Raw genomic sequence first — 22,077 nt, 5'->3', positions numbered from 1 at the left:
TTAATGTGATGCATAAAGTATATAAACTAAAATTTTACAGTATGAATGATGAGAAATATTTTTTCCTTATATTCTTTCATTTTACCATATCTGTTTGTTGACAGTCGATGAAGAATGCATTGATTTAAAAATAATAAGACATAAATAAGAAAGCCTGGAACAATTATTATGTCCCAGGCTCAATCAAAGTAGATATTGATTAACTAATTAGTCAGCGTAAATTTCATCTAAAGGTTTTACAATGATTTGATTAATTTCTTGGAATACTTGGCTCATTTTTTGCTCAGCATTCATTAATTCAGAAATATTTTCGTCTTTTTCTATAGCTTGAGCTTGTTCTTGAGCTTTTTGTAAATCTTCTTCAGGAATTTCTTCCCCTTGCATTTGTTTTTGTTGGAAGCTCATTTGAGTTTCACGGAATTCATCAAATAATTTTTTTGATTCTTCATTTTCTTTTACTTTAGCAAATGCATCTTTGATAGCTTTATATTCATCACTATCTCTTAAAGCTTGTTCTAATTGATTTGCATAATCATATAAATTTACTGCCATAAGTCTTTGCACTCCTTTGAGTTAATTTGTGTTTTTAACCACTCGTAGAATACTTTAACATATCTGTCACCATTAGACAAAGATTGCAATTACTCCTTGGAAAAATCCAATGATACCTCCTAATATAAATCCTAATGTCATGATTAATTTTAATTCTTTGTTGGCAATTTCAATAATTAGATTTTCAATATACTTTAAGTCGAATGTATTAATCTGTTCTTCAATTAATTGACGTAAATTAATCTTTTTCATAATGTTTGTTAAATGTTTTGAAGTACCTTTAATAATTAAATCAGTCATACGTTTTGATGTATCATCTTCTAGGAATTGAATAAACTGCGGAACAATTTGGTTAATAGGTCTCTGTGTTTTATCTTTTAGATTTAGATAAGTTTTTAATTCATTAAGTACTAATTGACTATAATTTTTAAATTGTTGTGCTTTAATGATTTCATCTAAGTTCTTATCTTTAAATGTTTCATACTCATCATTTAATACTTTAGTAATTATTATTTGAGATTGCGGATGTTGAGTTAGTCTAATCAACTCTTGTTGAATTCTATCAGCAATGCTTTCTTTTGTCATAAACATCTGTAGTAAACCAATGATGCGTCCCTTTTCATTGAAAAATGTGTCTAACATTTCATAAATATCACGTTCACCTTTTTCAGAACTTAAATAATTTCTAGCCCTTTCACATAAGAAGTCAGTAATATATTCTATTTGACCTTTACATTGGTCTAAGAAAGACTGAGGTAATATTTCACTTAACTTTCTGTATTTATTTTTCTCATACCAAAAGTTTAGTTTACTTAAAACTTTAGTAGTGAATTTATAATCTACCAACTCATTAACATCTATTCCTAAAAATTTAGCTATATTTTTAATTGTCACATCATCATTTTTTAATTTACTTATTTGTTTTTGGATTAGTTGCTGTATCATATTTCTCGATTGTTGTTGATTTAGCTTCTGTCGAATTAATTCTTCAGTAATAAGATGTTCCTCAATAACTTGTCCAATTTTTCTAGCGATTTCCTCACGACGTTTTGGAATCAAACCTGGTGTGAATGGAATACGAAACCTAAAAATATAATACGGTTTGAATGGATGAAATAACATTTTAATTGCAATCATATTAGTTACTCCACCAATTATTGCTCCTAAAATTATCATAAAAACTACTAATAATATGGAATGCATCGTTTAAACTCCCTTTTAATAGAAAATGTTTCAAAACTATTTCATTTTACTCACTTATAAAAAAACGATGAAACCAAAAAGTTGTCTCATCGTCTAACACTTATGCTCCTGAATTTTTTATGATATTAAGATCAAAGTGATTCAATCATAAAATGATTCTTCTATCACTTATGTATTTATGTCTATACGTGTATTAATTCTTCTTTAGCATTTCTATTGAAGTAAGTTTCAGCTTCTCTCATTTTTGAAGTGCCAAAGATCGGTTGTTTTTCATTATTAAGAACACGATAAATGTTACTTACTTTATTACTTTGTAAAATGAAACCATTACGTGTATCAATAGTATTCCAGTAAATATCACTTGTTGTTGAGTGATTTGGATAAGCACAATGGTTTCTAGAAATTGTTTGTACGATTTCAAGCGGGTCACAACCGAATGTACTATTTAATACATCTGAATCTCTGAATAAAGCACAAATTGATACGCATGTAGTCCAGTTTGGTAGAACTCTTTCTTTTTCAATTTGAACCAATGTTTTCTTGGAAAGTCCAATGGTTTGTGCCATTGTATCTTGAGTATAGCCTGCTTCTATACGGACCATCTTAAATTTTGTTTGAATTAAATCTGTGAAACTCTGTCTATCCATTCTATTTATCTACCTTTCTCATTGGAAATATTTTATCCGGACACAAGAAATTGCAATAATACACATTTCTTGAAACACAAATTACATCTTAATATATTTTCAATAAAAATAAAAGAGTAAATACGTTTTTGAGTCTATTTTTATAATAGGCATAATTATCAAAATAATTAGACAGTAATATTAATCTACAAGCAGAATTATAATTGCTGTAAGTGTTATTGGCTAAAAACTCAACTTAACACAATTACATTCATAAAAATTAAAATAATTTTTAAATCAATTTATTTTCCATTGCATAAATAGCGGCTTGAGTTCTATCGGAGACTTCTAGTTTGCTAAAAATATGACTCACATGTGTTTTTACTGTCTTTTCTGATACAAACAATGCTCTTGCAATTTCTTTATTTGTTTTACCTTTAACCATTTCTTTAAGTACTTCTTTTTCACGTTTAGATAACTTATTCGTATAATGTGGTTTTTTTGATACGGCCTTAATCACGCTTTTAGCTTGAGGATGTATGATACGTTCACCTTGCAAAACTTTATGAATTGTCTCAATTAACTTTTGAGGTTCAACATCTTTCATTTCATACCCATCAGCTCCTTTATCAATAGCTGAAATAACATGTTCATCATCTACATAGCTCGTAAGTACTAATACTTTGATTTCAGGATATTGTTGTTTGAGTATTTCAGTAATTTCTATACCATTCATCTCTGGCATTACTAAGTCTAGAAGCACGATGTCCGGTCTTTCATTGTTTTTTAAATAAGATAAAAATGTTGCACCATCTTTAAAACCCTTTAAAACTGATAAATCATCTACAGTTGATAATAAAAATTCTAAACCTTGCCTTACAATATAGTGATCATCGACGAGAATGACTTTATGCATAAGGATGCTCCTTTAATTTCAATGGAATTTTAATATAAATCCGAGTGCCATGATTTATTTTTGATTCTATAATAACTTTACCGTTCAAATACTGTGTACGTTGCTTTATGTTTTTTAAACCATTAAATAAAAACGTATTAATTGATTGCGTGTCAAAACCTTGACCGTTATCTCTAATATCTATCTCAAGATATTCAACATTTTGTGATAAATCAAGATAAACTTTGTTGGTTTTAGCGTGCTTAATAACATTATTCATTGCTTCCTGAATAATTCTGTATACATTTTCTTCGATATCATTAGATAAATCTATTAGTCCATTAATAGTCACTTTCAAATCTAGTCCTAACATTTTACTATAATAGTCTAATGCATGGATTAAGCCTTGTTCTAATCCAACTGGTTTTAGTTGCCAAATCAGTGCTCTCATTTCATTTACTGCATTTTGACTTGTTTCCTCAATAGTCTTAAAAGCCTTTTGCGCTTGCTCGTCAGTAGTTATCCCTTTTGCAGCGTGAGCCGTTAATTTTAAAGAAAATAACATTTGATTTACTGAATCATGTAAGTCTCTAGCTAGTCGATTACGTTCATTAATTTTGGCATTTTCTTTTTCTTTATTAGTTAGCTGAATTCTCTTTATAGCTGAACCAATTTGAAATGCTACAGATTCTAATAGTTCTAAGTCTTCTTCACTATAATGTTCTTTGTTGGGAGATGCTACGTTAAGCAAACCGAATCTTTCACTCCCAGACTGCAATGGAACAGTAGCATGGTGAGTAATATGATTCGTTTCTTTATCATAAGCATGATTAGCTAAATTGATTCTAGAACAATTTATTATATTAGAAGCTTTAGTTAATTTATGATTTTGATATGCTTGCACACACCAGCAAGAACCATTTGTCAAATAGTAACAAGAGTTTTTAGATAAAGCTTCAGGTAAATCTACAGAGGAAACTAAATCATGGTGCCCCTCTTCATCAATATAGAAAATCCAACCAGTTGAAAAGTCGCTCCCATTTATAAGTAAACGCAAAGCCCCTTGCATCATGCTATATATTTCAGTTTCTTCATTTAGAAATTCGGCTATTTCCTTAAGTAATGCAAGTCTAGTTGGTTTCTCCATTATATCCCCTCAAATTTAACATTTTATCATTATTATACAACTCATTCTTTATTTTTAAAAACTCACAATGCCGATGTTATTAAAACTTTCAAAATAAAACAAGTTATAGAGTCGCACAAATATATGATATGATAGAACTGAATTTATAGGAGGAAAAAATGAAATTTACAATACCTAAACAATTTAACGATTATACATTGAGAGAGATTTTTCAATATTTAAAATTACCTAAAAAGGACTTACATCAACTGAATATGTCTAAAGAAATCTTAATTAATGAAGAGTACGGTACATTATTAAATAATGTTAAAACCGGTGATTATGTTGAGATACCAACACCTAATGAAGTAAGTAACTATTTACCAAGTTATCGATATGCTCAAATTTATTACGAGGATGATGACTTGGCCATTGTCATGAAACCAAAGGGTGTTAAAACGCATCCCAATGATTTAAAAGAGAGCAACACACTTATGAACCATGTGATTTACACTGTTGATAGTGAATATGTTGAGCCCATACATCGATTAGATCAAGAAACAGTAGGTTTATTGATAGTTGCTAAGAATCCGCTTATGAAAAAAATCTTAGACCGAATGTTAGAATATAATGAAATTACGCGTATATATAAAGCAAATGTAAAAGCGTTGTTACCTATTAAACCACAAACGATAGATATGCCTATTGGTAAAGATAAATTTCATTCAAACAAACGAAGAATTTCCAACACAGGTCAACGTGCAATCACTCACATTATTGACTCTAAAATGATTAAAGAGGGTGTATGTCAACTGGACATTAAATTAGATACAGGTCGAACACACCAAATTCGTGTGCACCTTGCTGAGATTGGCCATCCAGTTATTGGGGATCCACTTTATGGAACTTCAACATTACGACAATTAGAGCTAAATAGTCATCAAATTGAATTTACTCATCCACTGACTCAAGAAATTATTTCTGTAAGTCTAGATGATAAATAGCAATATTTCGATGTTATCATGAGCATTAAGTTAAATATCGAATTAAAAACTATATTATTTTGACTATTAATTAATGAAATTGGACAGAATGTTTTATTAAAAAAGTCAACATAACACCTAATTTCATCTTTATCACTGACTAACTACTAATATAGAGGCTGGGACATAAAGTTCTAGGATAAGTAAATAAAGACAATTTCTATTGAAATAATATAGAAATTGTCTTTTTTATAATTTTTTTGATTATTTTCAGCTCGTTGAGCTGTTACTTTTCTTATATTAAGTTCCATTAGCACAAATCCTAATTCTCTTTTGGCTTTATCTATCCCTCGAACGGACATTCGAGTGAAACCCAAAATAGCCTTCATAAATCCAAAAACAGCCTCCACATCAATTTTTCTTTGACTGTAGATGGTTTTTGTTTTTGGTTCTGAAAGCTTTTTATTAATTTGGGCTTTAAAATATTCCCAATTATAATTCTTCATTATTTTTTTATTTGTTTTTGAATTGAAGTTCATACATTGGTGTTTCAGAGGACACTTTGAACAATCATCACATTCATATAATTTAAAGTCTCTTTTAAAACCATATTTATCATGACGATAGTCATATCTTTTAAATCCCAGTCTTTGATTGTTCGGACAAATGAATTCATCGAATTCAGTCTTGGGATTTGTTTCTACAATATCATTTACATGTCGTGAAATATCATTTGTGGAGATAAGAACTAAAGTTCCAATGGTAGAGTAAGTTGAGTCATGTTATAATCTTTATAAATAAGGCACCGCGTTAATTTAGTTTATTGGTATTTATTAAATTATACGGAAGGCCCTTATTTTTTTAAAGTATTTTAATGTAAAATTACATATGAATACAAAGTATTTTGGCGAGACTCTTGAGGGAACAGGACAAGCTGAAGACTACAGGCTGAAGCTGTCCCCTAAGAAAGCGAGCCAACAATACGAAGTATTGTAAATAAAGAAGCCAGTAAATGAATTTATGAAAACTCATTTACTGGCTATTTTGCTAGGAATTATGTCCCAGCCTCATTTTCAATTTTGCACCACTTTTATTGTCCAACTCAAATCGTAAAGATTTATTTTTAACCGTAATTTTTATAATCTAGAAAATTAATGTGGGTCTACCATATCTTCTGGTTTTATCCACTCTTCAAATTGTGATTCAGTTACATATCCACTTTCTATTGCAGATTCTTTTAAAGTAAGTCCTTCTTTGTGTGCCTTTTTAGCTATTTGAGCTGCTTTCTCATATCCAATATGAGGATTCAGAGCCGTAACTAGCATTAATGATTGATTTAAATAATTATTAATGTTTTCTTCAATCGGTTGAATACCTATTGCACAGTTTTTATTAAAGGTATTCATTCCATCTGCTAATAAGTAGATAGATTGTAAAGTGTTATGCATAATTACCGGTTTAAATACATTTAGTTCAAAATTACCTTGTGAACTTGCGATACCTACCGTCGTATCATTCCCCATGACTTGTACTGCTACCATAGTTAACATTTCACATTGTGTTGGATTTACTTTTCCTGGCATAATAGAAGATCCAGGTTCATTTTCTGGAATTGAAATCTCAGCAAGACCTGCACGCGGTCCAGAGGCTAGCCATCTAATATCATTTGCAATTTTCATTAAATCTGTCGCTAGCGCCTTTAATGTACCATGTAATTGTACAATCTCATCATGAGAAGTTAAAGCATGAAATTTGTTTTCAGATGATACGAAAGCATACCCTGTGTTTTTGGAAATATATTTAGCTACTTTATGACCAAATTCTGGATGAGCATTAATTCCCGTTCCTACTGCAGTGCCACCAATTGCTAAATTTAAAATATGCTTTTTTGATTCTGATAGTAATTGCTCACATTTTTCTAACATATAGCGCCAACCACTTATCTCTTGACCTAGTTTAATAGGCGTTGCATCTTGCAAATGTGTGCGTCCAATTTTAATGATTGATTGATATTGGTCTTCTTTTTCTTTAAAAGTTTGACGTAAATGGTTAAGTGCTGGCTCTAACTTAGTTTCAACTTCATGGAACAATGCGACATGCATGGCTGTAGGAAATGTATCATTTGAACTTTGAGATTTATTTACATCATCATTTGGATGAATAGCTTCCTTGCTTCCATGTTTCTTAAGGTATTCATTAGCTACATAACTTACGACTTCATTAACATTCATATTGCTTTGTGTACCACTACCTGTTTGCCAAACAACAAGTGGAAAATGATCGTCTAGTTCTCCATTTAAAATACGATCACAAGCATAAACGATGGCGTTCTTTTTTTCATCACTCAATTTTCCTAATTCATGATTTGCTAAGGCCGCACCCCTTTTTAGTTGAGCAAATCCGTAAATGACTTCTATAGGCATATGCTCTTTGCCAACTGGAAAGTTTCGTTTACTTCTTTCAGTCTGTGCACCCCAATATTTGTCTTCTGGTACTTCAATTTCTCCAAATGTATCATGTTCAATTCTGACTGACATTTATATCGCTCCCCCTATTGTTCTTTGTTTAATTGTAGTATAGCACTATTTAAATTAGATGAGCAATGTTGAAATAAACCGTTTTCATTTAAAAGAATATTTTCCTAATAAAATAAAAATGAGTCCTAAATGAATTTTTTCATGCTCATTTAAGACTCATATATTAAAATATTAATTTACTTCTTACTTATTTAATTCTTAGGTTGTTGATATTTTGCTTTAGTAGCCTGAACAATAGCAATTGCAGTTAAAACAAATAGTATCACACCTATAGTGAGAGTGACAGGACTTATACTTACTAAAATACCTAAAACTCCTGGTAATTCATTATAAAAATCATCCAAGGTGTATGTCAAAACTCCCGTTATTAATAGACAACAAACCACACTAATCATCACACCAGACTGATTACTTTTTATAAATGTATGTGCATTGACATTATCAATAAGACCTTTTGATAAATTAAGTTGAAGTTGTACAATTTTGAACAATAGTGGCAAGTATAAAGCACCTAAAGCAAGTGGAAAACCTTTTATAGATAATAAACTCACTATAACAGTAACTATAACAAAGTGAATCCAGTATTTTCTTAACATTTAATTAATCTCCTTGTGTTAATGACTGTAAGTATCATATCATAACCAATCAAAAGGAGTGAATATTTATATAACAAATCGTGTGAAAGATAATAAAATATAAAAATCCAATAACTTAACATACTGATAAGCTACTGGATTTATATAAAATCTATTTACTATTTTTAAAATCTGAACGAACTTCGTTATCATGAGGTTGATTTAATTTTTCTTCATCATTTTCCTGTGAAATCTGTTCCATTTCTTTTCCTAATTCTTTTAAATCATCTAAGTCAGTCACCATAGCGTTTTCTTCTTCATGATAATTTAATTTGGAATCTTTTTTGTTCGCCATCATTTATCCCTCACAAATTTATTTTATGCAAAACGTGCAGTGAAGTACTCTTTTACGTCTTCAGGTAAACCTGCAGCCGCTTCTTTATCTAAGATAACATTGACCATACGGTGTGCTTTTAAATCCGATGGTTCAAAACTAGTCTTACCATTTTCACGGTAAAGTTTTTCTACCATATCTCGTTTATTAGCACCGGTAATAACTAAGAAAATTTCTCTAGCTTCCATCAAACCTTGACGAACGCTAACGTCAAGTTTGCCATTTTCATCAATCGTAAGGACTTGCATTGTCAGTTTTCCCTTATTTTCTTTAGTCTTAATCTTATCTGAGATAAAGTCAATTGCATCATTTTCGTAAGAAATTGAATAAATTTGTCCTGTCGGCACACCCAAAGCCTCATAATAAGAATGATTATCATCATAATCTAAAATATTTATTTGACTGAAATCAACTGCATGATTTTCCACATTTTTCTTAAGTTCATCAAACACTGGTGCATGTTCTTTGCCTAAATGAAATCCTGCAATAGTAGTTGGATTGTTATTAAACTGCTTACGTAGAATATCTGCAGTATATTCTGCTACTTTTTCACTATTGTCAAATACTTTAAAATTCATTGCCATGTTAACTACACTCCTCTAAGTTTGCTCTTTTAATTAAGTCGATTTAATTTAAAGTATACCCTTTGTATTAATTATCAAACTATTATTTTTTATTGGTTCACAATTAATATAACATTTCTTGGGTTTATCTTGCATTTACTTTATTTATTAACATTAATTATGAAAGGTTAGGATAATCTTGTTGTCTCAAAGCTTCGTAAATCAGTAAAGCAGCAGTATTAGAAAGATTAAGAGAACGTATATTGTCACTCATTGGAATTCTTAGAGCTGTTTTTGCATATTTCTCCTTAACCCAATCAGGAAGACCAGTAGTTTCTTTACCAAAGATAAAATAATAATCCTCATTAGTATTAGAAAAATTAAAATCGCTGTAGGTCTGTTTACCAAATTTTGTTAATAAATAGTAGTGACCTTCTGTATTAGCAAAAAATTCTTCAATACTATCGTGATATGTAATATTAACATGCTCCCAATAATCAAGTCCTGCACGTTTTAACATTTTGTCTTCAGTACTAAAGCCGAGCGGTTTAATTAGATGAAGATGGGTTAAAGTCCCTGCACAAGTACGTGCAATATTTCCTGTATTTGCTGGTATTTCTGGCTGATATAGTACAATATGATTCGTCATTTTTGTTCTCTCCTCATTTGCAAACCTTTTTTCATTTCGATCTGCACTTCTTCAATCTCATTTTCATAATGCGCATCAATAAAAGGTATAGCATCATCCTCTAAAATTTGTCCAATTGCCCAATATGCAGTACCTCTAATCATAGGTCTTGGATCATTTAATGCAACTTCTTTTAGTTCTGGTATAGCACTTTCTTCTTTAAAATGTGCCAAAGCTATAATAGCATTTCTTTGTATTGGTTTTTTACCTCTCCAAGCACCTGCTAAATGTCCATATGTACTTTTGAATTTCTTGTTGCTCATTTGAAGTAAAGGTACAAGACGTGGCTTCAAAATTTCCGGTTCCAAGACAATATCATCATGCTGAGTATTGATACCACGATTTTTAGGACAAACTTGTTGACACGTATCACACCCATATAATCTATTTCCAATTTTATATCGATATTCATCTTGAAGATAACCTTTAGTTTGAGTTAAAAAACTAATACATTTTTGACTATTTAACTGACCATTTCCAACAAGTGCACCTGTTGGGCAACGATCAACACAAATTGTACAGTCACCACAACTATCTAATAATGGATCATCAGGTTCAAACGATATACTTACTAACATTTCACCTAGGTAAGACCAAGTCCCTAATTCCGGAGAAATCACAAATCCATTCCTACCCGTGAATCCTAACCCAGCTCTTTCTGCTACTGCTCTATCTGACAATACACCAGTATCCACCATAGATTGGATTTCGACATCAGGTACTTTTTCTTTGATGAAATCAGCTAATTTATCAAGTCTCTTACGCATAATGCTGTGATAATCTTGGCCCCATGATGCCCTAGCAAACATGCCTCGACGATCACCTTTAACACTTTTTGGTGCACCTTTAAGTTTATTAGGATAACCCACAGCTATTGCGATGATAGAACGTGCGCTAGGTAAACTTAGTTTAGGTTCTGTACGTAATGATATATTTGATTCCTCAAAACCCGATGCGTACCCTTTTGCATGATATTCCTCTAATTTTTGTTTCAATTCATCAAAAGGATCTGCAGTTGTAAATCCAATACTATCAATGCCTATAGAATGAGCAAAGTCTATAATTTCTTTTTTTAGTTTATTGTTCATAAGCTTTGCCACCTTTTTAAAATTACATATGCTATTCTAACATAAGATTATGTATCAGAGTTGGCATAATATTGTAATGATTAAAAAATATAGCCTATGATATAAATCATTATCATAGGCTTTCAAAATTGTGTAGTTTATCGATATTTAGATTTAAAAATGCATGTTTTAGATAACTTTAACACTATTTATCAATTCAATCTTAAGAAAAGGATTTGTTTCCAAACTTCTATAAGTATTTTTATGATATACTATTTCTCTTTTAAAAGTTTAAAATGATGTCACTATAACAAATTCGCTAACTGAGAATAGTAAACTTTAACTTTTATCATAAGAAAATATAAATTTTATAACACTCGTGATAAAAAATTTTGAGTTCGACTGTGTTGAGGATTTTCAAATATGTTTTGTGGTGTACCAGATTCAACCACAACACCATCGGCCATAAATACCACTTTATCACTTATTTCTTTAGCAAAGTTCATCTCATGCGTGACAATCACCATTGTCATACCTTCATTCGCTAATTGTCTCATTACTTTTAAAACATCCCCTACTACTTCAGGATCAAGTGCAGATGTTGGTTCATCAAATAACATAACATCAGGTTCCATTGCCAAAGCTCTTGCAATAGCAACTCTTTGTTTTTGACCTCCAGACAGTTGATTAGGATATGAATCTGCTTTATCTTTAAGCCCCACTTTTTCAAGTAAATATAAAGCTTTCTCTTTTAATTGATCTTTACTATCTTTATGTAATAAAAGTGGTGCTAACATTACATTTTCAATGACCTTTTTATGAGGAAATAAATTAAAATTTTGAAATACCATACCCATTTTTTGTCGTAAATTATCTAATTGAACATTATGTTGGGTTAATTCATTATCTTCAAATATAACTTTACCTTTTGAAGGTACATCTAACAAATTCATACAACGGAGTAAAGTACTTTTACCACTTCCAGATGGTCCAATTATTGCAACCACTTCACCCTTATCAACAGTAAGATTAATATCTCTCAATACTTCATTTGCTCCAAATTTTTTATTTAAATTTTTAATATTAATCACTGGCACTCATTCTCCCTTCAATAAAATTCATAACACGTGTAAGTGCAAATGTAAGTAAGAAATATAGTAATGCTGCAACTAACAATGGTGTGAATGGATCAAAAGATATTCCTTGTACAACTTGTGCATTAAACATGATTTCACTCACTCCAATTGTGGAAACTATAGACGATTCTTTAATCAAGGTTACAAATTCATTACCTAAAGCAGGTAAAATTTTCTTAATTGCCTGTGGCATAACTACTGATTGCATAGTCTGTCTATAATTCATTCCTAAACTTCTAGCAGCTTCAGTTTGTCCTTTATCTACAGCATTAATACCAGCTCTAAAAATCTCAGCAATGTAGGCTGAAGAATTTATAACAAGCGCAATAGTACCACAAATTAAAGCTGAAATATCTAATCCCAAAGCTGCAGTAGTCCCAAAAAATACAATGAACACTTGCACAAGCATTGGAGTACCTCTTAAAAATTCTATGTATATACCTGCTATCCATTGTAATGGTCTAATTTTACTTAATTTTAATAAAGCTATAAAAGAGCCTAAAATAGACCCCAATACCACACCTACTAATGAAATCAAAATAGTATTTTTAATTCCTTTAATAAAAAAACTGCCATATTTAGAAATAAAATTTCCATCATCTTGCATATCTTCGGCTGCTTTTGTCATGTATTGATCAATTAAATTTTTTTCTTTTACATTATCAATTGTTTGATTTAACTTATCTAAAAGTACAGGAGAGTTCTTAGGAACAGCTATACATGTTTGTTTCTTTTCTTCATTAAATTTAGTCTTTGAAAATGTTAGTTCAGAATTTTGTTTTAAATAGGCCTCACCTACTGGTTTTTCAACAACTACACCCGCTACTTTTCCACTTTTTAAAGATAATATAGCCTCAGGTAATCTATTGAGCGAAGAAATTTTACTATCTTCAATCTCAGTTTGTGCAATTTTTTCTTGATCTGTTCCTTTTTGTGCAGCTATGTTTTTGCCTTCAAAATCTTTGATATTTTGATAACGTTTTGCTTCATCTTTTTTAATCATCATCACATTGTTTGTAATCATGTAAGGTTTTGTAAAATCCACTTCTTTTTTTCGTTCGGGAGTTGTCGTCATACCGGATATGATAATATCGATTTTACCGGTCTTAAGTGCACCTAATAAGCTATCAAATTGCATGTTTACAATTTTTAACTTTAAATGATTATCTTTCGCAATTTTTTTAGCTAATTCTATATCTACACCTGCATATTCAGTTTTACCATGTATCGTCTTTTCAAATTCTAAAGGTGCATAATCAGCTGATAATCCAACTCTTAGTTCTCCTCGATTTTTAATTTTAGTCCAATTTTCATCTTCATTTGCATATGTACTCGGACTGATAAATAACGTGAAAGTACTTAACATTAATATTATGATTGATAACATTTTGAACAAACACTTCATTGTTTTTAACCTCCTTTTTAATAATTATACATTATTATACATAAATACTCATAAATGCGCAATTAGATTTCCAAATAGTGTATAAAAAAATACCCGAGACATTGAGTATCTCGGGTATTTTATGCTATCTAAACTTAATAAATATGTTCATTAAGTTATTCAAATTTCATCTTATAACTTAAGAAAAAGCAAAGAGTTTGTTATATATCATACACTAATTCCTAATATAATAATTAAAATTAATCTTTTGAGATTTCAAATTTATAAATCTCATCACTGTAAGTACTTAATACTTTTTTACAAATTTTATGTACAATAAAGGCACCTACAAATGGTATAACGAAATATCCAATAGCTAATAAAATAATATTTATAGATGGATTTCCCGACATACGGTTTAATGCATTGATGGGACCAACCAGTCCAGTATAACCAAAACCAGCAGATAGTGCAGTCCCTTTAATTTTTAAAATATATGCAACTATACCACATATGACTCCATTAATTGTCAATGGAATTGCTATAATTAAATGCTTTAAGTAAACAGGAATCATCATTTTAGCAGCACCTATGAGTAATACCACGTTAACTCCTAGAGAATTAACTCTTAAAGATCCAAATAAAAAGGTTACACAAGCTGCAACTATTCCCATATTTGCAGCACCACTTCCTAAACCAGTAAGATTAATTGCTGTTGCTATAGCAACTAACGAGATTGGAGTTACCATTAATAAAGAAAATGTTACACAAATTAATATAGACATTAATAATGGATTTAATTCTGTGAACCTGTTTACTAATTTTCCTAGTGACTGCGTAATGACTTGAACGTAAGGTAATGTTAATAACCCTATTAATCCACTAATTACAGGAACTAAAACGGGTAAAATAATCATTTCTAAGGAACCTAATTTACCTTCTAAAAACATATAAATGAAACAAGCTAATATAACTACTAAAATTACATTTATAATATCTCCAATTCCTTTTAATTCAATTGTTTGTCCATTATAGTGTACTGCTCCAGAACCTAGCATTGCTGAAATACCAATTATTGCAGCACCTGTACCTTTAAATTTAAATTGGTGCGCAGCAAGAACTCCTATAATAAAAGCCATAAAAGATTGTATGATTGTTACTAGCTGAAAAATCGTTTCTAGTATATGATTACCTTCTTTAAAGAATTTTAATAATTCACCTAATAAGGCATTAGGTAATAATGCAATAACTACACCTGCACCTACTGCATTCAAAATGTTGTTAAAAAATCGCTTTCCATTGATTTGCGAATGACTCATGTTAAACCTCCATTTAAAACATTAAATTAATCGTATTATAGAAACGAAATATAAACAATCATTTAATATCAAATTTCATGTCAATAATTAAAGAAAAGTGAGCAATTATACTTATATACGGATAATATTTAACATTTACTTATTAGATAAAAAAAGCATCCAAGGTTAAATTGTACATTTAACCAATGGATGCATACACTATATATATTATAAAAACTAAATTTAATTATTGAATATTTATATCAGGTATATTGTTTCTTAGGAATTGCTGAACGAAATCATTTATATAAACACTGCTATTGTATTTATTATCTACGCCACCATAATGTATTCCAATAACTTGATTTTTACCATTAAATACTGGAGATCCACAGTTTCCACCTACAGTACTTAGGTCATATCTTAATTCCTCGCCACCAATATAGACAACCTTACCTACACTTTCCCACATTGTGGCTAACGGTTTGTCACCAGGGTAACCAGTAACAGTGATGTTTTCATTAATTCTAGTATCTGTATTGCTACTTATAGTTGCAGGTTTAACTACTTGCCCAATATGTTGATTATGTTCGTTCGGTGACACTCTTAAGATTGCTAAATCACTATTACCAGGATACGGTATGATTTCTTGACCCACAAATTTGCCATTAGGATAGTCATTTTCATTTTTAGCTGAAGGATGGACACTAATATTTCTTGGATTACCCTTAGCTCCATTAACGACGTGTTTATTAGTTAATATTTCATTTTCACCTACAACAACACCTGAACCACTCATATATCCACCATCTATTGGTATATAAATAAAACTAACAGCATCATAATGACCTTGTGTAGTATTAAAAATTTGATGTCTATTATTATTAGGCAATATTACACTTGGGTAACTTTTATTTTGACTTGGTTTAATATTATGGCTCGAACTATTAATATCTAAAACATTTTTGTTTTCTGTGCCAAGTGAGGAATGATTATGGCTTTGTGTATCGGTTTTTGCATAAGAAGTATTTACCATTGTAGTAGTTGCTAACGCTGCAATTGTCATTGTACATATAGATAAAAATCTCTTTTTCATATGATAACCTCCAAAAATTATAAAAATTATTTTTTAATAACAGCTGTTATAATTAAATTATATATATATACTGAAAAAATATGTGATTAAATGCCTAAATGTTAAAATAAAAACCCTATCTGTTTGCATTTTATTAAATATTATACTTATTTATTTAAATATTTTTTATAAGAATTTGGACACAATTATTAGTAACTTACTTATTTATAAAATTTTAGAGACTATCAAATGATAAATAACAATTAGCTCTTAAAAAATAAAAAAAGTGAAAACATTAAACTTACAATGTTTTCACTCTAAAAAAATTTAAATTTATACCGGTGGTCGGGATCGAACCGACACTCCAATAAAGGAACGGGATTTTGAGTCCCGCGCGTCTGCCAATTCCGCCACACCGGCTCAATATATAAACAAAAAACTTCCCAATGGAAGTAAATAATGGAGCGGAAGATAGGATTTACACCTATATCTCATTCCGGGAAGGAATGTGTTCTGAGAGTTGAACTACTCCCGCAAATCTAAAATTGGAGCGGAAGATAGGATTTGCACCTATATCTCATTCCGGGAAGGAATGTGTTCTGAGAGTTGAACTACTCCCGCATAATATTAAAATTGGAGCGGAAGATAGGATTTGCACCTATATCTCATTCCGGGAAGGAATGTGTTCTAAAAGTTGAACTACTCCCGCATAATAACCTGGAGGCGGCAACCGGATTTGAACCGGTGATAAAGGTTTTGCAGACCTCTGCCTTACCACTTGGCTATGCCGCCAATAACTGGGCTAGCTGGATTCGAACCAGCGCATGACGGAGTCAAAGTCCGTTGCCTTACCGCTTGGCTATAGCCCATTAATATAAAGGGCGGTTGAAGGGAATCGAACCCTCGAGTGTCGGAACCACAATCCGATGCGTTAACCACTTCGCCACAACCGCCATGGCAGGGGCAGTAGGAATCGAACCCACATCAAAGGTTTTGGAGACCTCTATTCTACCGTTGAACTATGCCCCTATATATGATGGTGGAGGGGGGCAGATTCGAACTGCCGAACCCGAAGGAGCGGATTTACAGTCCGCCGCGTTTAGCCACTTCGCTACCCCTCCTAAAAATGGTGCCGGCCAGAGGACTTGAACCCCCAACCTACTGATTACAAGTCAGTTGCTCTACCAATTGAGCTAGGCCGGCTATAGGTATGGTTCAGGACAGAATCGAACTGCCGACACATGGAGCTTCAATCCATTGCTCTACCAACTGAGCTACTGAACCAAAATAAAAATTCGTAATGATACCTCTTTGAAAACTAAGTTTTATATGTTCTGAAAAACAATATGTATTTTAGCTATTTCACCACGAAACCTATATTAGTAATATTGCGGGAGGCGGATTTGAACCACCGACCTTCGGGTTATGAGCCCGACGAGCTACCGAACTGCTCCATCCCGCGCTAATAATTAATGGCGGAGGAAGAGGGATTCGAACCCCCGCGGCCCGTTAAGGCCCTGTCGGTTTTCAAGACCGATCCCTTCAGCCGGACTTGGGTATTCCTCCACAAATTATAAATAAATTACTATTAAAATTTAATATATGGCGGTCCCGACGGGAATCGAACCCGCGATCTCCTGCGTGACAGGCAGGCGTGTTAACCGCTACACTACGGGACCATTAAAACGGAGGAAGAGGGATTCGAACCCCCGCGAGCCGTTAAGCTCCTGTCGGTTTTCAAGACCGATCCCTTCAGCCGGACTTGGGTATTCCTCCAAAATTATATGGACCTTGCAGGACTCGAACCTGCGACCGAACGGTTATGAGCCGTTAGCTCTAACCAACTGAGCTAAAGGTCCTGAATATAAGTATACAACTAATAGTAGTGGCGGTGGAGGGGATCGAACCCCCGACCTCACGGGTATGAACCGTACGCTCTAGCCAGCTGAGCTACACCGCCGTTATGTAGTTTGTAAATTAATAATGGTGGAGACTAGCGGGATCGAACCGCTGACCTCCTGCGTGCAAAGCAGGCGCTCTCCCAGCTGAGCTAAGCCCCCAAAATTTATTTTACTATCGGGAAGACAGGATTCGAACCTACGACCCCTTGGTCCCAAACCAAGTGCTCTACCAAGCTGAGCTACTTCCCGTAAAATAAGCGCGCCCGATAGGAGTCGAACCCATAACCTCTTGATCCGTAGTCAAACGCTCTATCCAGTTGAGCTACGGGCGCAAATATTAAAGATGGTGCCGAGGACCGGAATCGAACCGGTACGGTGATCTCTCACCGCAGGATTTTAAGTCCTGTGCGTCTGCCAGTTCCGCCACCCCGGCAATATTGTTAATGGAGCGGAAGACGGGATTCGAACCCGCGACCCCCACCTTGGCAAGGTGGTGTTCTACCACTGAACTACTTCCGCAAATGCGGGTGAAGGGAGTCGAACCCCCACGCCGTAAAGGCGCTAGATCCTAAGTCTAGTGCGTCTGCCAATTCCGCCACACCCGCTATTTAAATGGTGAGCCATAGAGGATTCGAACCTCTGACCCTCTGATTAAAAGTCAGATGCTCTACCAACTGAGCTAATGGCTCAAAAGATGGTGCCGGCCAGAGGACTTGAACCCCCAACCTACTGATTACAAGTCAGTTGCTCTACCAATTGAGCTAGGCCGGCTATAAATGGTGGAGAATGACGGGTTCGAACCGCCGACCCTCTGCTTGTAAGGCAGATGCTCTCCCAGCTGAGCTAATTCTCCAAGATATTTTGCCTGGCAACGTCCTACTCTAGCGGAACGTCAGTCCGACTACCATCGGCGCTAAGGAGCTTAACTTCTGTGTTCGGCATGGGAACAGGTGTGACCTCCTTGCCATTGTCACCAGACAAATGAATGATTATACATTCAAAACTAGATAGTAAGTAAGTTTTGCGTCGCAAAACGCTTTTAAAAAAATTGATTAAGTCTTCGATCGATTAGTATTCGTCAGCTCCACGTGTCACCACGCTTCCACCTCGAACCTATTAACCTCGTCATCTTCGAGGGATCTTATAACCGAAGTTGGGAAATCTCATCTTGAGGGGGGCTTCATGCTTAGATGCTTTCAGCACTTATCCCGTCCATACATAGCTACCCAGCTATGCCGTTGGCACGACAACTGGTACACCAGAGGTATGTCCATCCCGGTCCTCTCGTACTAAGGACAGCTCCTCTCAAATTTCCTACGCCCACGACGGATAGGGACCGAACTGTCTCACGACGTTCTGAACCCAGCTCGCGTACCGCTTTAATGGGCGAACAGCCCAACCCTTGGGACCGACTACAGCCCCAGGATGCGATGAGCCGACATCGAGGTGCCAAACCTCCCCGTCGATGTGAACTCTTGGGGGAGATAAGCCTGTTATCCCCGGGGTAGCTTTTATCCGTTGAGCGATGGCCCTTCCATGCGGAACCACCGGATCACTAAGTCCGTCTTTCGACCCTGCTCGACTTGTAGGTCTCGCAGTCAAGCTCCCTTATGCCTTTACACTCTATGAATGATTTCCAACCATTCTGAGGGAACCTTTGAGCGCCTCCGTTACCTTTTAGGAGGCGACCGCCCCAGTCAAACTGCCCGCCTGACACTGTCTCCCACCACGATAAGTGGTGCGGGTTAGAAAGCCAACACAGCTAGGGTAGTATCCCACCAACGCCTCCACGTAAGCTAGCGCTCACGTTTCAAAGGCTCCTACCTATCCTGTACAAGCTGTGCCGAATTTCAATATCAGGCTACAGTAAAGCTCCACGGGGTCTTTCCGTCCTGTCGCGGGTAACCTGCATCTTCACAGGTACTATGATTTCACCGAGTCTCTCGTTGAGACAGTGCCCAAATCGTTACGCCTTTCGTGCGGGTCGGAACTTACCCGACAAGGAATTTCGCTACCTTAGGACCGTTATAGTTACGGCCGCCGTTTACTGGGGCTTCGATTCGTAGCTTCGCAGAAGCTAACCACTCCTCTTAACCTTCCAGCACCGGGCAGGCGTCAGCCCCTATACATCACCTTACGGTTTAGCAGAGACCTGTGTTTTTGATAAACAGTCGCTTGGGCCTATTCACTGCGGCTCTTCTGGGCGTGAACCCTAAAGAGCACCCCTTCTCCCGAAGTTACGGGGTCATTTTGCCGAGTTCCTTAACGAGAGTTCGCTCGCTCACCTTAGAATTCTCATCTTGACTACCTGTGTCGGTTTGCGGTACGGGCACCTGTTATCTATCTAGAGGCTTTTCTCGGCAGTGTGAAATCAACGACTCGAGGAAACAATTTCCTCTCCCCATCACAACTCAGCCTTATGAGTGCCGGATTTGCCTAACACTCAGCCTTACTGCTTGGACGTGCACTCCAACAGCACGCTTCGCCTATCCTACTGCGTCCCCCCATCGATTAAAACGATACTAGGTGGTACAGGAATATCAACCTGTTATCCATCGCCTACGCCTGTCGGCCTCAGCTTAGGACCCGACTAACCCAGAGCGGACGAGCCTTCCTCTGGAAACCTTAGTCAATCGGTGGACGGGATTCTCACCCGTCTTTCGCTACTCACACCGGCATTCTCACTTCTAAGCGCTCCACATGTCCTTGCGATCATGCTTCGACGCCCTTAGAACGCTCTCCTACCATTGTCCAAAGGACAATCCACAGCTTCGGTAATATGTTTAGCCCCGGTACATTTTCGGCGCAGTGTCACTCGACTAGTGAGCTATTACGCACTCTTTAAATGATGGCTGCTTCTAAGCCAACATCCTAGTTGTCTGGGCAACGCCACATCCTTTTCCACTTAACATATATTTTGGGACCTTAGCTGGTGGTCTGGGCTGTTTCCCTTTCGAACACGGACCTTATCACCCATGTTCTGACTCCCAAGTTAAATTAATTGGCATTCGGAGTTTGTCTGAATTCGGTAACCCGAGAGGGGCCCCTCGTCCAAACAGTGCTCTACCTCCAATAATCATCACTTGAGGCTAGCCCTAAAGCTATTTCGGAGAGAACCAGCTATCTCCAAGTTCGATTGGAATTTCTCCGCTACCCTCAGTTCATCCGCTCACTTTTCAACGTAAGTCGGTTCGGTCCTCCATTCAGTGTTACCTGAACTTCAACCTGACCAAGGGTAGATCACCTGGTTTCGGGTCTACGACCAAATACTCAACGCCCTATTCAGACTCGCTTTCGCTGCGGCTCCACATTTGCTGCTTAACCTTGCATCAGATCGTAACTCGCCGGTTCATTCTACAAAAGGCACGCCATCACCCATTAACGGGCTCTGACTACTTGTAAGCACACGGTTTCAAGTTCTCTTTCACTCCCCTTCCGGGGTACTTTTCACCTTTCCCTCACGGTACTGGTTCACTATCGGTCACTAGAGAGTATTTAGCCTTAGGAGATGGTCCTCCCAGATTCCGACGGAATTTCACGTGCTCCGTCGTACTCAGGATCCACTCAAGAGAGAATATGTTTTCGACTACAGGATTATTACCTTCTTTGATTCATCTTTCCAGATGATTCGTCTAACATGTTCTTTTGTAACTCCGTATAGAGTGTCCTACAACCCCAACAAGCAAGCTTGTTGGTTTGGGCTCTTCCCGTTTCGCTCGCCGCTACTCAGGGAATCGATTTTTCTTTCTCTTCCTCCGGGTACTAAGATGTTTCAGTTCTCCGGGTCTGCCTTCTGACATGCTATGAATTCACATGTCGATAACATGACATAACTCATGCTGGGTTCCCCCATTCGGAAATCTCTGGATCAACGCTTACTTACAGCTACCCAAAGCATATCGTCGTTAGTAACGTCCTTCATCGGCTTCTAGTGCCAAGGCATCCACCGTGCGCCCTTAATAACTTAATCTATGTTTCCACCATATTTTGAATAACAATTCAAAATAAATAGCTAAAACTAGTTATTAATCTTGTGAGTGTTCTTCCGAACACTAGCGATTATTTATGAATTCA

Annotated in this window: 16 protein-coding genes, 26 tRNA genes, 2 rRNA genes and 1 pseudogene; 1 reads left to right on the top strand and 44 read right to left on the bottom strand. The window is 35.0% G+C overall.

The genetic code is table 11. From position 1 onward, the window contains the following. Positions 1-207: 207 nt before the first annotated feature. The 5 genes from NST35_RS04875 to NST35_RS04855 form a co-directional block, all read right to left on the bottom strand. Entirely contained in the window at positions 208-552 is a 345-nt protein-coding gene (locus NST35_RS04875; RefSeq protein ID WP_001829805.1) for a YlbF/YmcA family competence regulator, read from the bottom strand. Between the two features lie 72 nt (positions 553-624). Further along, on the bottom strand, positions 625-1,755 hold the full coding sequence (locus tag NST35_RS04870; RefSeq protein WP_340747269.1) for a DUF445 domain-containing protein: 1,131 nt from the start codon (positions 1,753-1,755) through the stop codon (positions 625-627). Between the two features lie 182 nt (positions 1,756-1,937). After that, positions 1,938-2,402, bottom strand: a complete 465-nt coding sequence (xdrA, locus tag NST35_RS04865) for an XRE family transcriptional regulator XdrA (protein WP_001829807.1) — start codon at positions 2,400-2,402, stop codon at positions 1,938-1,940. A 271-nt stretch (positions 2,403-2,673) separates the two neighbouring features. After that, a complete protein-coding gene (locus NST35_RS04860) occupies positions 2,674-3,297 on the bottom strand; it encodes a response regulator (protein ID WP_001829810.1) in 624 nt (207 codons plus the stop codon). Further along, complete coding sequence (locus NST35_RS04855) at positions 3,290-4,423, bottom strand: GAF domain-containing sensor histidine kinase (RefSeq protein WP_002457881.1); 1,134 nt, start codon at positions 4,421-4,423, stop codon at positions 3,290-3,292. The genes NST35_RS04860 and NST35_RS04855 overlap by 8 nt, the downstream gene beginning before the upstream one ends. Positions 4,424-4,581: 158 nt before the next feature. Here NST35_RS04855 and NST35_RS04850 point away from each other — a divergent pair, with 158 nt between their 5' ends. Continuing rightward, entirely contained in the window at positions 4,582-5,406 is an 825-nt protein-coding gene (locus NST35_RS04850) for an RluA family pseudouridine synthase (protein WP_002457882.1), read from the top strand. 173 nt (positions 5,407-5,579) lie between these two features. Here NST35_RS04850 and NST35_RS04845 read toward each other — a convergent pair. From NST35_RS04845 to NST35_RS04655, 39 genes and pseudogenes are all read right to left on the bottom strand, one after another. Further along, a pseudogene (locus NST35_RS04845) lies at positions 5,580-6,062 on the bottom strand (transposase); the annotation flags it as partial. A gap of 474 nt (positions 6,063-6,536) precedes the next feature. Then, on the bottom strand, positions 6,537-7,922 hold the full coding sequence (fumC, locus tag NST35_RS04840) for a class II fumarate hydratase (RefSeq protein ID WP_002447846.1): 1,386 nt from the start codon (positions 7,920-7,922) through the stop codon (positions 6,537-6,539). A 191-nt stretch (positions 7,923-8,113) separates the two neighbouring features. Continuing rightward, the gene (locus tag NST35_RS04835; RefSeq protein ID WP_002457884.1) at positions 8,114-8,518 is read right to left on the bottom strand and encodes a hypothetical protein; all 405 of its coding nucleotides are present in this window, start codon (positions 8,516-8,518) and stop codon (positions 8,114-8,116) included. A gap of 151 nt (positions 8,519-8,669) precedes the next feature. Further along, the gene (locus NST35_RS04830; protein WP_002457885.1) at positions 8,670-8,852 is read right to left on the bottom strand and encodes an SAS053 family DNA gyrase inhibitor; all 183 of its coding nucleotides are present in this window, start codon (positions 8,850-8,852) and stop codon (positions 8,670-8,672) included. A 23-nt stretch (positions 8,853-8,875) separates the two neighbouring features. After that, entirely contained in the window at positions 8,876-9,475 is a 600-nt protein-coding gene (locus tag NST35_RS04825; protein ID WP_002446763.1) for a 6-phosphogluconolactonase, read from the bottom strand. 157 nt (positions 9,476-9,632) lie between these two features. After that, entirely contained in the window at positions 9,633-10,103 is a 471-nt protein-coding gene (trmL, locus tag NST35_RS04820; RefSeq protein ID WP_002446764.1) for a tRNA (uridine(34)/cytosine(34)/5-carboxymethylaminomethyluridine(34)-2'-O)-methyltransferase TrmL, read from the bottom strand. Continuing rightward, complete coding sequence (gene queG, locus NST35_RS04815) at positions 10,100-11,230, bottom strand: tRNA epoxyqueuosine(34) reductase QueG (RefSeq protein ID WP_002457886.1); 1,131 nt, start codon at positions 11,228-11,230, stop codon at positions 10,100-10,102. Before queG ends, trmL begins: the two co-directional genes overlap by 4 nt. 347 nt (positions 11,231-11,577) lie before the next feature. Further along, positions 11,578-12,300: an amino acid ABC transporter ATP-binding protein gene (locus tag NST35_RS04810; RefSeq protein ID WP_002446766.1), complete on the bottom strand. Its 723-nt coding sequence runs from the start codon at positions 12,298-12,300 to the stop codon at positions 11,578-11,580. Then, positions 12,293-13,750: an ABC transporter substrate-binding protein/permease gene (locus NST35_RS04805; RefSeq protein WP_002457887.1), complete on the bottom strand. Its 1,458-nt coding sequence runs from the start codon at positions 13,748-13,750 to the stop codon at positions 12,293-12,295. Before NST35_RS04805 ends, NST35_RS04810 begins: the two co-directional genes overlap by 8 nt. Positions 13,751-13,989: 239 nt before the next feature. Next, the gene (locus NST35_RS04800) at positions 13,990-15,048 is read right to left on the bottom strand and encodes a PTS transporter subunit IIC (RefSeq protein WP_002457888.1); all 1,059 of its coding nucleotides are present in this window, start codon (positions 15,046-15,048) and stop codon (positions 13,990-13,992) included. Positions 15,049-15,274: 226 nt separating this feature from the next. After that, positions 15,275-16,123, bottom strand: a complete 849-nt coding sequence (locus NST35_RS04795) for a trypsin-like serine peptidase (protein ID WP_340747268.1) — start codon at positions 16,121-16,123, stop codon at positions 15,275-15,277. Positions 16,124-16,438: 315 nt separating this feature from the next. Continuing rightward, positions 16,439-16,522: transfer RNA gene (locus NST35_RS04790), tRNA-Leu, on the bottom strand. Between the two features lie 40 nt (positions 16,523-16,562). Beyond that, a tRNA-Gly gene (locus NST35_RS04785) sits at positions 16,563-16,637 on the bottom strand. A gap of 11 nt (positions 16,638-16,648) precedes the next feature. Beyond that, positions 16,649-16,723: transfer RNA gene (locus NST35_RS04780), tRNA-Gly, on the bottom strand. A 13-nt stretch (positions 16,724-16,736) separates the two neighbouring features. Continuing rightward, a tRNA-Gly gene (locus NST35_RS04775) sits at positions 16,737-16,811 on the bottom strand. Positions 16,812-16,820: 9 nt separating this feature from the next. Further along, positions 16,821-16,894 (bottom strand) — tRNA-Cys (locus NST35_RS04770). 5 nt (positions 16,895-16,899) lie between these two features. Further along, positions 16,900-16,971 (bottom strand) — tRNA-Gln (locus tag NST35_RS04765). 11 nt (positions 16,972-16,982) lie between these two features. Then, positions 16,983-17,055, bottom strand: a tRNA-His gene (locus NST35_RS04760). A gap of 2 nt (positions 17,056-17,057) precedes the next feature. Further along, positions 17,058-17,131: transfer RNA gene (locus NST35_RS04755), tRNA-Trp, on the bottom strand. Positions 17,132-17,139: 8 nt separating this feature from the next. Next, a tRNA-Tyr gene (locus NST35_RS04750) sits at positions 17,140-17,223 on the bottom strand. A 6-nt stretch (positions 17,224-17,229) separates the two neighbouring features. Continuing rightward, positions 17,230-17,305, bottom strand: a tRNA-Thr gene (locus NST35_RS04745). An 8-nt stretch (positions 17,306-17,313) separates the two neighbouring features. Next, a tRNA-Phe gene (locus NST35_RS04740) sits at positions 17,314-17,386 on the bottom strand. 104 nt (positions 17,387-17,490) lie between these two features. After that, positions 17,491-17,564, bottom strand: a tRNA-Met gene (locus tag NST35_RS04735). Positions 17,565-17,575: 11 nt separating this feature from the next. Beyond that, positions 17,576-17,668, bottom strand: a tRNA-Ser gene (locus NST35_RS04730). A gap of 37 nt (positions 17,669-17,705) precedes the next feature. Next, positions 17,706-17,781: transfer RNA gene (locus NST35_RS04725), tRNA-Asp, on the bottom strand. Positions 17,782-17,788: 7 nt separating this feature from the next. Then, positions 17,789-17,878 (bottom strand) — tRNA-Ser (locus tag NST35_RS04720). 9 nt (positions 17,879-17,887) lie between these two features. Continuing rightward, positions 17,888-17,961: transfer RNA gene (locus NST35_RS04715), tRNA-Ile, on the bottom strand. Positions 17,962-17,988: 27 nt separating this feature from the next. Next, positions 17,989-18,062 (bottom strand) — tRNA-Met (locus NST35_RS04710). A gap of 24 nt (positions 18,063-18,086) precedes the next feature. Next, positions 18,087-18,162, bottom strand: a tRNA-Ala gene (locus tag NST35_RS04705). Between the two features lie 16 nt (positions 18,163-18,178). Next, positions 18,179-18,252, bottom strand: a tRNA-Pro gene (locus NST35_RS04700). A 9-nt stretch (positions 18,253-18,261) separates the two neighbouring features. Continuing rightward, positions 18,262-18,335: transfer RNA gene (locus NST35_RS04695), tRNA-Arg, on the bottom strand. A 12-nt stretch (positions 18,336-18,347) separates the two neighbouring features. Continuing rightward, positions 18,348-18,436, bottom strand: a tRNA-Leu gene (locus NST35_RS04690). A gap of 11 nt (positions 18,437-18,447) precedes the next feature. Continuing rightward, positions 18,448-18,522, bottom strand: a tRNA-Gly gene (locus tag NST35_RS04685). Positions 18,523-18,525: 3 nt separating this feature from the next. Next, positions 18,526-18,608, bottom strand: a tRNA-Leu gene (locus tag NST35_RS04680). 8 nt (positions 18,609-18,616) lie between these two features. Further along, positions 18,617-18,692 (bottom strand) — tRNA-Lys (locus NST35_RS04675). A gap of 6 nt (positions 18,693-18,698) precedes the next feature. Beyond that, a tRNA-Thr gene (locus NST35_RS04670) sits at positions 18,699-18,774 on the bottom strand. A gap of 6 nt (positions 18,775-18,780) precedes the next feature. Beyond that, positions 18,781-18,856: transfer RNA gene (locus tag NST35_RS04665), tRNA-Val, on the bottom strand. Between the two features lie 10 nt (positions 18,857-18,866). After that, a 5S ribosomal RNA gene (gene rrf, locus NST35_RS04660) occupies positions 18,867-18,981 on the bottom strand. 70 nt (positions 18,982-19,051) lie between these two features. Continuing rightward, positions 19,052-21,973: ribosomal RNA gene (locus tag NST35_RS04655) — 23S ribosomal RNA — on the bottom strand. Between the last annotated feature and the right edge of the window lie 104 nt (positions 21,974-22,077).

Source organism: Staphylococcus sp. FSL W8-0304, assembly GCF_038006565.1.
Taxonomy (GTDB): domain Bacteria; phylum Bacillota; class Bacilli; order Staphylococcales; family Staphylococcaceae; genus Staphylococcus; species Staphylococcus epidermidis.
Note: the sequence above shows the minus strand (reverse complement) of the source record. Positions and strands in the feature narration are given on the sequence as shown.

What these genes read in the sequence shown, in the direction of transcription:
- NST35_RS04805 (WP_002457887.1), bottom strand. Translation starts at nt 13,750, where the DNA reads ATGAAGTGTTTGTTCAAAATGTTATCAATCATAATATTAATGTTAAGT.
- NST35_RS04835 (WP_002457884.1), bottom strand. Translation starts at nt 8,518, where the DNA reads ATGTTAAGAAAATACTGGATTCACTTTGTTATAGTTACTGTTATAGTG.
- NST35_RS04795 (WP_340747268.1), bottom strand. Translation starts at nt 16,123, where the DNA reads ATGAAAAAGAGATTTTTATCTATATGTACAATGACAATTGCAGCGTTA.
- NST35_RS04850 (WP_002457882.1), top strand. Translation starts at nt 4,582, where the DNA reads ATGAAATTTACAATACCTAAACAATTTAACGATTATACATTGAGAGAG.
- NST35_RS04800 (WP_002457888.1), bottom strand. Translation starts at nt 15,048, where the DNA reads ATGAGTCATTCGCAAATCAATGGAAAGCGATTTTTTAACAACATTTTG.
- NST35_RS04860 (WP_001829810.1), bottom strand. Translation starts at nt 3,297, where the DNA reads ATGCATAAAGTCATTCTCGTCGATGATCACTATATTGTAAGGCAAGGT.
- trmL (WP_002446764.1), bottom strand. Translation starts at nt 10,103, where the DNA reads ATGACGAATCATATTGTACTATATCAGCCAGAAATACCAGCAAATACA.
- xdrA (WP_001829807.1), bottom strand. Translation starts at nt 2,402, where the DNA reads ATGGATAGACAGAGTTTCACAGATTTAATTCAAACAAAATTTAAGATG.
- fumC (WP_002447846.1), bottom strand. Translation starts at nt 7,922, where the DNA reads ATGTCAGTCAGAATTGAACATGATACATTTGGAGAAATTGAAGTACCA.
- NST35_RS04830 (WP_002457885.1), bottom strand. Translation starts at nt 8,852, where the DNA reads ATGGCGAACAAAAAAGATTCCAAATTAAATTATCATGAAGAAGAAAAC.
- NST35_RS04825 (WP_002446763.1), bottom strand. Translation starts at nt 9,475, where the DNA reads ATGGCAATGAATTTTAAAGTATTTGACAATAGTGAAAAAGTAGCAGAA.
- NST35_RS04870 (WP_340747269.1), bottom strand. Translation starts at nt 1,755, where the DNA reads ATGCATTCCATATTATTAGTAGTTTTTATGATAATTTTAGGAGCAATA.
- NST35_RS04855 (WP_002457881.1), bottom strand. Translation starts at nt 4,423, where the DNA reads ATGGAGAAACCAACTAGACTTGCATTACTTAAGGAAATAGCCGAATTT.
- queG (WP_002457886.1), bottom strand. Translation starts at nt 11,230, where the DNA reads ATGAACAATAAACTAAAAAAAGAAATTATAGACTTTGCTCATTCTATA.
- NST35_RS04875 (WP_001829805.1), bottom strand. Translation starts at nt 552, where the DNA reads ATGGCAGTAAATTTATATGATTATGCAAATCAATTAGAACAAGCTTTA.